General features: G+C 69.1%; 12 protein-coding genes. 6 read left to right on the forward strand and 6 right to left on the reverse strand.

The window, feature by feature from the left end; translation table 11 throughout:
- Positions 1-127 precede the first annotated feature (127 nt).
- Positions 128-1888, forward strand: a complete 1761-nt coding sequence (locus tag OG870_RS20090; protein ID WP_327691216.1) for a SpoIIE family protein phosphatase — start codon at positions 128-130, stop codon at positions 1886-1888.
- Between the two features lie 390 nt (positions 1889-2278).
- On the opposite strand, the gene OG870_RS20095 is transcribed toward OG870_RS20090, so the two are convergent.
- The gene (locus tag OG870_RS20095) at positions 2279-2542 is read right to left on the reverse strand and encodes an SHOCT domain-containing protein (protein WP_266516220.1); all 264 of its coding nucleotides are present in this window, start codon (positions 2540-2542) and stop codon (positions 2279-2281) included.
- 34 nt (positions 2543-2576) lie between these two features.
- The gene (locus OG870_RS20100; protein WP_266516223.1) at positions 2577-3056 is read right to left on the reverse strand and encodes a DUF6325 family protein; all 480 of its coding nucleotides are present in this window, start codon (positions 3054-3056) and stop codon (positions 2577-2579) included.
- A gap of 304 nt (positions 3057-3360) precedes the next feature.
- Between OG870_RS20100 and OG870_RS20105 the strand changes: the two genes are divergently transcribed.
- On the forward strand, positions 3361-3708 hold the full coding sequence (locus tag OG870_RS20105) for a carboxymuconolactone decarboxylase family protein (RefSeq protein WP_327691217.1): 348 nt from the start codon (positions 3361-3363) through the stop codon (positions 3706-3708).
- A gap of 113 nt (positions 3709-3821) precedes the next feature.
- On the forward strand, positions 3822-4241 hold the full coding sequence (locus OG870_RS20110) for an SHOCT domain-containing protein (protein WP_327691219.1): 420 nt from the start codon (positions 3822-3824) through the stop codon (positions 4239-4241).
- Between the two features lie 134 nt (positions 4242-4375).
- Here OG870_RS20110 and OG870_RS20115 read toward each other — a convergent pair whose 3' ends face one another.
- The 3 genes from OG870_RS20115 to OG870_RS20125 form a co-directional block, all read right to left on the reverse strand.
- The gene (locus OG870_RS20115) at positions 4376-5794 is read right to left on the reverse strand and encodes a DUF2252 domain-containing protein (RefSeq protein ID WP_327691220.1); all 1419 of its coding nucleotides are present in this window, start codon (positions 5792-5794) and stop codon (positions 4376-4378) included.
- Positions 5795-6129: 335 nt separating this feature from the next.
- On the reverse strand, positions 6130-7476 hold the full coding sequence (locus tag OG870_RS20120) for a chloride channel protein (RefSeq protein WP_266516234.1): 1347 nt from the start codon (positions 7474-7476) through the stop codon (positions 6130-6132).
- 218 nt (positions 7477-7694) lie between these two features.
- A complete protein-coding gene (locus OG870_RS20125) occupies positions 7695-8063 on the reverse strand; it encodes an amphi-Trp domain-containing protein (RefSeq protein ID WP_266583752.1) in 369 nt (122 codons plus the stop codon).
- Between the two features lie 373 nt (positions 8064-8436).
- Between OG870_RS20125 and OG870_RS20130 the strand changes: the two genes are divergently transcribed.
- Complete coding sequence (locus OG870_RS20130; protein ID WP_266583750.1) at positions 8437-8811, forward strand: hypothetical protein; 375 nt, start codon at positions 8437-8439, stop codon at positions 8809-8811.
- A 264-nt stretch (positions 8812-9075) separates the two neighbouring features.
- Here the strand turns inward: OG870_RS20130 and OG870_RS20135 are convergent, their stop codons facing one another.
- Positions 9076-9906: an alpha/beta fold hydrolase gene (locus OG870_RS20135; RefSeq protein WP_266583748.1), complete on the reverse strand. Its 831-nt coding sequence runs from the start codon at positions 9904-9906 to the stop codon at positions 9076-9078.
- A 334-nt stretch (positions 9907-10240) separates the two neighbouring features.
- Between OG870_RS20135 and OG870_RS20140 the strand changes: the two genes are divergently transcribed.
- Entirely contained in the window at positions 10241-11449 is a 1209-nt protein-coding gene (locus tag OG870_RS20140; protein WP_266516251.1) for an argininosuccinate synthase-related protein, read from the forward strand.
- An 83-nt stretch (positions 11450-11532) separates the two neighbouring features.
- Positions 11533-12264, forward strand: a complete 732-nt coding sequence (locus OG870_RS20145) for a 2OG-Fe dioxygenase family protein (RefSeq protein ID WP_266516255.1) — start codon at positions 11533-11535, stop codon at positions 12262-12264.
- Positions 12265-12269 lie beyond the last annotated feature (5 nt).

Below are 12269 nucleotides of genomic sequence, written 5' to 3' on the forward strand. Positions count from 1 at the left end.
CGTGTCGGGCGTGCGGCCGGATTCTCGTTCTCGTACGGGACCGACGGGCACCGGCGTCCGCTGCGGCCTCGCAGGCCGAGGCACCGGTGGAGTGCGCCGTGAAGGGGATAGCGGCATCGTGGAGGACGTGAGGCCCGGCCAAGAGCACGAGTGGCGGCTGTCGGCGGCGGAACCGGGACTGTGGCAGCGGGTCGTCGAGCAGCTGGGCACGGCGGTGACCGTGATCGACCCGGCGGGGCGGATCGTCGCGGTCAACCCGGCCGCCGAGCGACTGCTGGGGCGTGCGGCAGCGGTGGTGGACGGGCAGGACCTGCACGACCTGTGCCATCGGGATCCGGGAGGCGCCCGGATCCCGCGCGAGCACTGCCCGCTGCTGCGGGCACTGGCCGAGGGGCGTCCGGCACGCGGGGACGACGACTGGTTCCTGCGGGGTGACGGACGGCTGGTCCCGATCTCCTGGTCGGCCACTCCTCTGACGCGGGACGGTGTCTGCCTGGGCATGGTCGTGCTCGTCGTCGAGACCGCGGCGGTCCAGAGCGCCCACAGGGAACGCGCGGAACGTGCCGAGTGGGCGGAACGTACCGAACAGGCGGAACGAGCCGCTCGTACGACCGCTCTGGAGAGCCGCGCCGAGCGGTTGACGCTCGTCGCGGAGATCACCGAGGTGCTCGGTCAGACCCTGGAGGTGGACGAGGCCCTCGCCCGGTTGAGCCGGCTCCTGGTTCCCCGTTTCGCCGACTTCGCGGCGGTGGACCTGCGAGTAGGCGCCCGTCAGGTGCACCGGGTGGCGGTGACCGGCCCGGAGGGTCGCGACGCCGGGCAGGAGGACTGGCGTGGGCACCTTCCGCCGCCGACCGGGGAAGCGGCCCACTCGGCCCTGGTCCAAGTGCTGAACGGAGCCGGGCCCGTCCTGCAGGAGCGTTCGGACATGGAGGCAACCCCCGACTCGCCGTTGGCCGCCGTCCACCACGCCTTCCTCGAAGCGACCGGCGCGGCATCGGTCATCACGGTGCCGTTGAACGTCGGCCAACAGGTCACCGGCGCCCTGACACTGGTGCGCAGCGACCCGGCACGGCCCTTCGACACCGGCGATCTGGATGTGGCGGGCGACATCGGCCGCCGGGTCGGCCCGGTCATCGACAACGCCCGCCGGTTCGGCCGGCAGCGCGAGGTCGCCGAGGCCATGCAGCGCAACCTCCTGCCCCCGCTGCCGGAGCACGGCCGGGTCCAGCTGGCAGCGCGGTACCAGCCCGCTCCGGCCGGCTCGCAGGTCGGCGGCGACTGGTACGACGCGTTCACGCTGAGGGACGGCACGCTCGCCCTGGTCATCGGCGACGTCGTGGGCCACGATCTGACCGCCGCGGCCGGTATGGCGCAGTTGCACGGCATCCTGCGCTCCCTCGCCTGGGACCACCCCGGCCCGACCGGTCCCGTCGTGGACCGACTCGACGACGCCATGCACGCCATCACGGCCGTGTCGATGGCCACCCTCGTCCTCGCCCGGGTGGAAGGTCCGGACACCGGCCCCTGGACGCTGCACTGGACCAGTGCCGGGCACCCGCCGCCCCTGCTGCTGACCCCCGATGGGAACGCGCGGTACCTCGAAGCCGGGCAGGGGCTGATCCTCGGAACCCACCTGGGCGGCAGCAGCCATCGGCCGAGCGCCACCCACGCCCTGGCGCCGGGATCGACACTCCTTCTCTACACCGACGGCCTGATCGAGGTTCCCGGCAGCGACCTGGACACCGGGCTCGGCCGGCTGCGCCGCCACGCCCTCGCCCTCGCGCACGAACCGCTGGACACCCTCTGCGACCAGTTGTCCGCCCGGGTGCCCCCCGGCAGCACCGACGACATCGCCCTCCTCGCCGTGCGCCTGCCCATGCCCTGATCCGGGCGGGGGCGTGATCGACGCCGGGGGCACACAGGACGCCTGGGAGGGACGATCCGCCGACACATGCCCGGCCACGCCGCCCTGGGCCACGCGGGCCGACGAGCCTGCCTCGATCGGCGAGGTTTTCCAGTACGACGGCAGATCAAGCGTGCTTTACGGGTTGGAAGGCCAAGGATGTGGCACTCGGCCTATGAGCGGGCCGAACGCGCGAACCGCGTCCCGCAGGGGCCAACGGTTCGGCAGTGAGCCGCAAGCCGCACGAGGCCGGTGCGACCCACTCAGCCCGGTCGGTTGTCGCCGCGAGGCTGCCTCGGCGACAACCGTCCGTCCGAGCTGGTGCCCTCCATCTTCCGGGTGCCGCGTTGATCGCTGGTGGTACAGCGCTGGTCATCCGCTGAGAATCTGACGCTTCTGGTCCTCGAACTCGGTTTCCGTCAGCACACCCTGTTCTTTCAGTTCGCCCAGCTCCTTGAGCATGTCGATCTTGTCTTCTGTCGATCGTGATGCGGCCGGAGGCTGCGCGGGCGGGGCCTGCTGTGCGTCCTGCTGGGCCCACCGGCCCGCCTGCCGCCGGGACACGCGATTGGAGACGGCCGTCGCGGTACCGGCTACGACAGCTGTGCGGGCGATGCCGCGAATGAGGCCTGGCATGTCGAACCTCCTGTGATCTGCACGCTGTTCACCGTCAGGTGCCGGCGGCTGCGGCCTCCGCCGAGTCGAGTGCCGCGATGACGTCCTGGACGGGGATCCTTCCGGCGGCCACCAGTCGGGCGCCGCCGCGCCTCAGGGCTTGGGCAAATGGTGCGGCCCAGCGGTTCTCGTACATCGCGATGACGGCCGTACTGCCGGGTCCGATCGCCTTCCCTGCCTCTTCGATGTCGGCCTGACCGAGAAGTCCGGAGGTGGCGCCGTCGAATACCGCGAGGTTCGTGTTCCCGTCCCGGGTGAGATCCGCCATTTCGACCGCTGCCACGGAGCCGTCGGAGGCCTTGCGGACGAAGGCCATGTCGAGGATGCGAATCAGGCCCCGGTCGACCAGGTCGACGAGGTACGGAAGGGCTTCGCCGGTGGGGCTCTTGCCCGGGTATTCGACCACCAGGTAGTCGATGGGGCCCAGGTCGTCGATGGGGCCCAGGTCGTCGAATGCGTCGCTTTCGTTTCTCAAGGCAAGCTCCTCCTGGTGCGGAAATCTCGGCACCCGGCCTCAGCCGGACGTTCGGCTGCGGTGGCCACGAGGATCGGGAGGCCGGAACCGCCCCCTCATTCCAGTGGACCACCCGGCTGGGGGAGACGCACGTTGGTCGGGCCCGACGGTTCCCGCCTGCCGAGGGCCGCCATGGGCGACGGCCGCGCCCGGCCGCCGACGGCCGGCCGGTCATCCGCACCGGGTGATGCGGTCCGGCGTACGTCGGGGCTCTCCTGAAGACGTAAGTCATCCCAAAGCGCCGGAACAGAGCAAGGAGTCCGAGATGGCTGAGCAACCGACAGGTGCAAGTGGCTTCGCCGCCCTCGCCGAAGCCGACGCACCTGTGTTCGAGACGCTCGTCCAGATGACGCTCGACACGTTCGAGCGGTCGGGACTGGATCAGGAGACCTACCTGCTGGCACGCATCGCCGCTCTGGTGGCCATGGATGCCTCCGCTCCCTCGTACCTGCTCAACATCGGCACCGCCGCGGAAGCCGGCGTGCCGCTGGAGAAGATCCAGGGAACGCTCGTGGCGATCGCCCCCGTGGTGGGCAGCGCCCGTGTCGTGTCCGCCGCCCGCGCCATCGACGACGCCTTCGCGCTGGAACTCCCCGCGGAGAACGAGCAGTGACCACCGGCCCGGCAGGGGCGGCGAGCCCCGGCCGGGCTCGGCAACGGTCCTGAGGCCCCTCCTCCCGCACAAACCGCGAACCTCGACACGGACGACACCACACAGGAGAAGCAATGGGCAGCAATGTGTACCTGGCCTACGACTATCCGGTCCTCGGAGCCTTCTGGACGATCATGTGGATCTTCCTGTGGGTCATATGGATCTTCCTGCTCTTCCGCGTCATCGTCGACATCTTCCGCGACGACTCCATGAGTGGCTGGGGCAAGACGGGATGGCTGGTCTTCACGATCGTCCTCCCCTTCCTGGGCGTCTTCGTCTACCTCATCGCCCGGGGCAAGGACATGGGCAGGCGTGAACAGAAGCACGCCCAGGCCAAGATGGAGGAGACGGACCGGTACATCCGCGAGACGGTCGGCACCACCGGCCCGGCCAGCGAGGCGGACCAACTCGCCAAGCTCTCGGAGATCCGGGCCCGCGGCGACATCTCCGACGAGGAGTTCCGCCAGGCCAAGGAAAAGGTGCTCCACTCGTAACCCCACGCACCTGTGACGGCAGCCCGCGTCGGGCCCTCGGGCCCGTGTGTCAGGTTCGCGAGCCCGTCACGTCTCGAACCGGACCCGGAGCCCTGTCGAACAGATCACCACCGGTGACGCCGCGCCGCGGGGCGTCAGGCTGCTTCGGCCGGGACCCGTCCGGCCTGGATGGCGTCGACCAGGGCCTGGTGGTCCTTCTCGTTCTGGTCGGCATACAGCTCGGCGAACGTCGCCAGCGCGCGGTCGAAGACGTCGCCGCCGCCCAGGTAGGCGGCGATCGCGATACGGTCCCCGGACCTGGCGTGGGCGCGGGCCAGCGTGGCACCGCACAGCCGGCCGAACAGGGCCATCCTCTTCGGCGACATGTTCTCGGCCACCGCGATTCCCTTCCAGTCCCGCAACTGGCGTATGTAGAAGTCCCGCTGTCTGCCGTCCATGCCCGTGAGGCGTTCCCAGCCCAGGAAGATGTCACTGGTGGCCTGCATGAGCCGCTGGCCGGCGACGACGCGCTCGCCCTGGGTGGCGAACGCACTGCCGCCGACGTAAGGCGCCAGAACCGACTCGTCGGCCTCCTTGGCCTGGAGGAACAAGGGATCCTCGTCGTCCTTGCCGAGCAGCAGGATGATCCAGCAGCGGGTTCCCACACTGCCCACACCGACCACCTTGCGGGCCACGTCGGCGAAGCGATAGCCGTCCAGCAGGAACCGGCGGTCCGTCTGCAGGGTCTGGCCATAGCGCTCGATCAGCCGGCTGAGCTCCTTCTCCAACTCGCCGCGTGCGGCGTCCGGCAGCAGATCCTGCAGCCGCATCAGCAGCGGCGGATCGGGAGCGATCAGACGCCTTCCGTCAACGACGTGCGTGAGCTTGTCGAAGACCTGCAGCGTGTCATGAGCACGAGCCCGCTCCCGGGTCTTCTCCCAGCGATCGCGCACCCCCGCACTCAGCAACGGGGCGAACTGCTCCTGCAACTCGTCCGCGTCGAAGCGGGTGTACCAGACCTCGAGATTGCCCAGCCCGGCGAAGCTCCGCATGCGCTCGCGATAGGACTGCACCGCCGCCCGCACCACCGACGCCCGCTCCTTGGCGCTGAAGCCGTTCGCCCGGCCCGCGATGACGAAGCTGGCCGACAACCGTTTGACGTCCCATTCCCACGGTCCGGGCAGCGTCTCGTCGAAGTCGTTGATGTCGAACATCAGACGGCGTTCCGGCGAGGCCAGCAACCGGAAGTTCAACATGTGCGCGTCACCGCAGCACTGCACCCTGAACCCGCTGCGCGGCGTCTCCGCAAGGTCCGCGGCCATGATGGAGGCGGCCCCTCGATAGAAGCGGAACGGCGCCTCACTCATCCTGCCGTAGCGGATCGGCACGAGTTCCGGCACCCGCGTCGCGGACTGCCTCTCGATGATCTCCACCGGGTCCGTTCGCTTCGGCGGAGCCGTGAACTCGGCGTGACTCGACCGGGGTACGTCGGCTCGCGCGGCCTTGCCGCGAGCCACCCGCTCCTGGGGAGTGAGGTGCCGCGTCTCGTGGCCGGAGAGATGGTTCTGGGTCATTGCAGACGCTCCACGATGGGATGTGGTGGCCGATGCGCAGGCGTTGGCCATGCCCGCCGGAACGGGATCGACTGCGCCGAGGCTCGGGACGAAGGTCGCGCCAACGACATGAACGTCGCCGAGGTCGTGAGCCGTGCCGTTGACGTGGGGTGCGGGACCGGCCGGGCCACAGCCACAGCGGACGGTGCGGCTCCGGTCCCGTCGAAGGAGGTACGCGCGCGTGGATACAACGTAACTCCGGACGGCACTCCCGACGACTTGGGCCAGCCTGGCCGCCGGACCGCCCGGCCGCCCGGGTTTCTCTGCGATGGGCCACGCCGGCACGGTGAAGACCGCTACTGCCGACGTGGCCCCGATCCCTCCCCTGGCTTCGGGGGAAGAGGCGTCAGCTTCGCCGTCGCGACGTACGAGACCACGACCGCGACGATCACGAGCGGCATGACGGTGAGCCCCTGCGCGCCGATCAGCAGCGTGGCAAGCAGGACGGAGACCAGCGGAAATCTCAGCATTGCGGCGCTCATCGCTCCGATACCCATCGCGAACCCCGCGACCAGGGACAGCCCCGGCAGATGCGAGAACAGGGTGCCACCCGCCGCTCCCACGAACATCGCGGGAAAGATCGGGCCTCCCCTGAAACTGCTGAGCGAGGCGCAGTAGGCCAAAGACTTGCACAACACCAGCAGCAACAACGCTCCCACCGAATACGCGGTGCTGTGCCTAAGGAATGGATCCAGCGCCGTCTGCCCCGAATACAGCACGTCGGTCGCTTTTTTGCCGGTGCCCTCCGCGTATCCGATCGCCAGCCCCGCCACGACCAGGCCCATGCCCACCGTGGCCACCACTCGTCGCCTCTCGACGAGCGTCTTGAGCCGGACGGCGAGCCATCGGATTCCCAGGCCCACGAGTGCGGCCGACAGCCCGATGACCAGGGCCCAGCCGAATTCCGCCGCTGTCGGGCGCACGGCCGTGGGTACGTCGTGCAGTACCAGCGAATAAGTGCCCAGTCCGGTCCAGGATCCCAGTCCGACGAAGATGAGTGCGCCGATGCCCGCGGCCAGCAGGCCGGGCACCAATACCACCGCCATCATCGGCCCGCCCAACCCCGAGGCTTCCATCAGGAGGAACGCGCCGAGCAGGGGTGATCCCAGCAGGGAGCTGACGGCCGCGAAACTGCCCGCCGCGCCCAGCACCGCGGTCGCCTGCTCCGGGGGGTCCCGTTTGACCATCCGCACGGCGCCGGCGCCGAGCCCGGCGCCGAGCACCAGGAGAGGGGACTCGGGCCCGAGGACAGCGGCGAAACAGAGCGTCGCCAGGGCGGCGAAGAAGATGCCGGGCAGCTCGATGGGTGTGGGCGGAGCGGAGGTCTTGAACCCGGCTGTCGGCTCATGGCCACCGTGCCCCGGCAGGTACTGGATCGTCAGTGCGGCAAGCAGCCCCCCTACGGCGAGCAGAGGCAGCGGCCACCACGGTGGCGTTCCATCGAACCCCAGCGACTTGGGCAGATCCGTGTAGATCAGTGGCTGAACCTCGCCGACCAGTGCGAGGAAGCCGAACGCCGCCGCGGACACCGGTACGCCGATCAGCGCGGCCATCACCAGAAGCACCAGGTACGCGCGGCTCCGAAGGAGGGTCAGCGGGTCCTGGGGTGATGCGGCCTCGGATCCAGCCTTGGCGACCGGCATGCGTATTGCCTCCTCGCGATGCGGACCTCGTCGATGGTCTCGTCGGCCGCTTTCAGCGAACCGGGAACGCTCCGCCACCTGATACGAGAGGCGCTGCTCCGAGCCTGGCACGCCGCTCCCGTGCAGGCATTTCAACGCCGCCCACGCGGGTGGTAACTCCCCTGGTGAAGCCTGTAACAGACCTGTCTGCGAACGCCATCGGCTGACGGGCACACAAATCAGCGCGATTTCGAAGCGGACCGCTTCGCGCTTTTACTCCTGCCGGCGCCTGTGCCGCTCCGACCGGGCCCGGCGGAGGCGTCCTTCCCCTTTTTGGGCTTCTCCGTGTCCGCGACCGTCCGCGATGGCGTTGTCGGAGTCGGGGCGGTCGGCCACTTGAACTCGATCTCCAGCTCGATCTCCCCATTGCCGATCTCGACCTCCATCTCGCTGCGAAGGTCGTCGGGGATCCGCAGGCTGAGCGTTCCGGGGCTGAGTTCCAGTTCGGCATCCCCGCCTTCCCTCAGTGCGGCTGCGAGTGCCGTGAGCTGGTCAGCCGCCTCAAGGCGCGACAGCGAGCGCTTCCGTTCAAACTTGAGGTCCTTCACGGACGTCTCCGATCTGGAAGGAAAGGGTCGACAAAGCCCATTCTGCGGCCATGTACGAGATCGGACATCCTCATGGCCGGGCGCCTGAAGCTTCTTGGCAAAGAGGTCCGGCGGCGCCGAATGGCCCACGCCGCCTCGCGCTCGCGGCGCGGCCACACGGGTGGTTCGGTGCGGAGCGCCTACGCCCGCGTTCGGCGCCGTAATGCCTTGACCGCGCAGGGAAGTTGAGCCGGCCGCCGAGCCGACGCCCGTGCTCGTTGATCAGATGATCCGGCGTGCCGACGGGCTGATATCAGACATTTACTTATTAACCTCTCGCCATCTTATGACGTGGCGGATCGCAAGTGCGTCCGCTTCAAGGCTCGGAGAAGACATGCGCAAGACTCGCAAGACGGCTGTCGTAGCCGTCCTCCTCGGCACCCTCGGCTTTCTCGGCGCAGGCACCGCCTACGCCCACGGGTACGGGGACGGGGACGGCAAGGGGCACGGGCACGGGAAGGGCCACGGGAAAGGCCACGGGCACGGAAAAGGTCATGGGAAAGGCCACGGGTACAAGCACCGCGACGCGGAGACCAAGACGGTCGTGATCACCCAGAGCACCACATGCAGTGCGACCGACGAGAACACCGACGTACAGGGCGAGTCCGCGTACGGCAACTGGTTCAACGGCGAGGTCTCACCTGGTCCGCAAACCACCAACATCGGCTCACACCTGGGGTGCGACAACACCCTCGTCCTCGGCAAGTAACTCACCCGGGTCCCGGCACCGGGACCCGGACTCGGGGGTCTCCTGGATCTGCTCATCCGATGCCGGGGGTGATGCAGGGGTACAGCGTGCGCAGGCCCTCGTTCAACGCGTACGACAACGCCGACCCGTGGGTCCGCATCGACCCGACGATGTCGGCGGCGGCCACGTAGGGATCGGTGAGCTCCGCCTCGGTGAACCTCGTGATGGGTGGTGCCGGTTGCCGGAAGCCGTGATGCGTCGCCCTCCGGCAGCCGGGGGGTGCGGTCAGGACCGCAGGAACGCGAGGATGTCCGGGTTGAGGACATCCGGGTTGGTCGACAGCATCCCGTGCGGAAGCCCCTCGTAGCTCTTGAGCGTGCCGTTCTTCAAAAGCGTGACCGTGAGCGGCGCCGAGTCCTCGTACGGGACGATCTGGTCGTCTGTTCCGTGCGCGACGAGGACCGGTACGTCGATCGCCTTGAGGTCCTCGGTGAAGTCGGTCTCGGAGAATGCCTTGATGCATTCGTAGTGGGCGTTGGCCGCACCCATCATTCCCTGCCGCCACCAGTTGTCGATCAGCCCCTGGGACACTTTCGCGCCGGGGCGGTTGAAGCCGTAGAACGGCCCCGAAGGCACCTCGATGTAGTACTGCGCGCGGTTCGTGGACAGAGCCTCGCGGAAGGCGTCGAAGGTCTCGATGGGCAGGCCGCCCGGGTTGGACTCCGACCTGACCATGACGGGCGGTACGGCGCCGACCAGCACCGCTTTGCCGACGCGGCCGGGCTTGGCGCGGGCGACGTAGCGTGCGACCTCGCCGCCGCCGGTGGAGTGGCCGATATGGAACGCTTCCCGCAGGTCAAGTGCGTCCGCGAGTGCGATCACGTCGGCGCTGTAGGTGTCCATGTCGTGGCCGGTGGCGGTCTGGCTCGAGCGTCCGTGCCCACGGCGGTCGTGGGCGATGACTCGGTAGCCGTGCGCCAGGAAGAACAACATCTGGTTGTCCCAGTCGTCGGCGCTCAGTGGCCATCCGTGGTGGAAGACGATCGGCTGGCCGTCGCGTGGACCCCAGTCCTTGTAGAAGATGCTGGTGCCGTCGTCGGTGGTGACTGTACCCATCGCTGATCCTCCGCTCGCCCGGCGTGCCCCGGCGGTGCAGCAGGGGTGCGGGGGCACGCGGGACCTACGAATTCACCCCTTGGGGCGCGGTCCGGATGTACCCGCACCACACTACGCGCGGGCCGTGTAGGGCACATCCTCGAATGGCCGACCCGCCCTACCGGTCAACTGAGTTGCGGCTTGCTCTCCCAGCTCCCAGCTCCCAGCAGCCGGCAGCCGGCAGGGCGCTTCCGGGTCCGGTCATGGCCGGGCGCGGACGCCGGGAATCCATTGTCGGGGGGCGGTCGGCACGGAAGTCTCCTCACCTGTGACCAGTGCAGAGGTTGGAGAGGCCATGCGTTCCCCGCTCATACGTTCCTTCTCGCAGCTCGACTCCCTGGACCCGGGCCGCCCCGTCGTGACCCTGTTCAGCGGCGGGCTCGACAGCTCGTATCTGCTGCTGCGGCTGCGGCGGATGGGCATCCGCGAGGTGCACGCCGTGAGCGTCGACATCGGTGAGGACGAGTCCAGTACGTACAAACGCCAGGTGGCCGAAGCGCTCGGCGCGACGATCCACATCCTCGACCGGCGTGCCGAGTTCGCCGGCCGGTACGTGGCCCCCGCGATCGCCGCCCAGGCCGTCTACCTCGGCATCCACCCCGTGAGCTCCACGCTCAGCCGTCCGCTGATCGCCCACAGCGCGGTCGAGCTGGCCCGTGCGCTCGGCGCGCAGGCCCTGCTCCACACCGCCAACCGCTCCCAGAACACCCTGCGCCGCCTCAACGGGGCGCTGGCGCTGCTCGGTTACGAGGGTGCGTTCGGCAGCCCCTACGACCTCGATCCCGTCACTCGCGAGGACAAGCTCCTCGAACTGCGGGCCGCCGGGATCGATCTGCTCGCCGGGCGGATCGTCAGCGGCGACTCCAATCTGTGGTGCCGTGAGTTCGAGTCGGGCATCCTCGACGATCCCGAACTCCACGAGGTTCCCGAGGAGATGTACGCCTGGAGCCGGCCGACCTCGCTCCCCGGCGCCACCGACACCCTGACCGTCACCTTCGAGCACGGGCTGCCCGTCGCCCTCGACGGACAGCCGCTGCCGCTGACCGCGCTGATCGACCGGCTCAACCGGAGGGTCGGCGCGTACGGGCTCGGCCGCTACTCCGGCCTGGAACACCTCGACCACGGCGAAAAGGTTCTCGAAATCCGCGAGATGCCCGCCGCCTGGCTCCTGCTCAGCAGCTACCGGCACGTCGAGAGCGCCTGCCTGGACGCCGAACTCATCCGCGAGAAGCGGCACCTGGAGCAGGTGTGGACGCGAGAAGCCCTCGAAGGCCGCTGGTTCGGCGAACTGCGGCTCGCCACCCAGGTGTTCATCGACGCCTGCGCCTCCCGCACCACCGGGTCCGTGACCTGGCTACTGCGCACCGGCGGCGCCGACACGCGCTCCATCACGGCCGGAGCGCCCCTGTATCTGCGCGACCGGGAGGCCTGGGAGGAGCGGGCGATCAGCGCGGAGTCGGCGCCGTTCGACCGTGCGACCGGGGCGGTTCTCGCCACCGTCTGAGTCTCCTTCTCTCATCCCTTCTCACCTCTCCCCTTGCCCTCTCTTCTCTCGTCTTCTCTCGTCTTCTCCCTACGGAGTACGCCATGACCACTGCCGCCACCCGTCACCCCGTCGCCGTCGACGCCGTCACCGCCCTCGCCGATCCGGGCGGACATCTGATGCCCTCGGCCCGGCTCTCGGCGCTCGCGGGTGTCGACGCCGCCGACTGGACGCGCTTCGCCGGCCACTGGGACGAGCTCACCCTCGACACGTACATGGCCGATGGAGGCACGTACCGTTTCCGCCGCTACGGCCAGTTCGAGCTCGACCCGGCCGCGGGTGAACTCACCCTGCTCCCGCACGAGCCGTACCGTCAGGAGTCGGACATCAACCCGCTCAACGGCGGCATCGAGCGGGTCTTCGACCCGCTGACCGAGTCCTTCGCCGGTGACCCGCTGCTGCGCTCCGTGCTGGTCGAACTCGGCCGGATCTTCAGCGCCGTCGACGGCACGGGGTCGTGGAACGTGAAACTGCACCCGTACCGCATCAGTGCCTCCGCGGACCAGCAGGGCCGGCCTGCGCCCGAGGGCCGGCACCGTGACGGTGTCACCTTCATCACCTCGCTGCTGATCGGCCGCACCAACGTCACCGGCGGCGAGAGCGCCGTCCATTCCGACGAGGGCGAACACCTCCTCACGGTTACCCTGTCCGAGCCCGGTGACCTGCTGCTGGGCGACGACCGCCGCACGCTGCACTCGGTGACCCCGGTGCGGCCGGTGGATCCCGAACTCGCCGCCCACCGTGACGTCCTGGTGATCGCGTACACCGCGCGCTGAGCCGC

The sequence above is a fragment of the Streptomyces sp. NBC_00461 genome (assembly GCF_036013935.1).
In the GTDB taxonomy this organism is placed as follows: domain Bacteria; phylum Actinomycetota; class Actinomycetes; order Streptomycetales; family Streptomycetaceae; genus Streptomyces.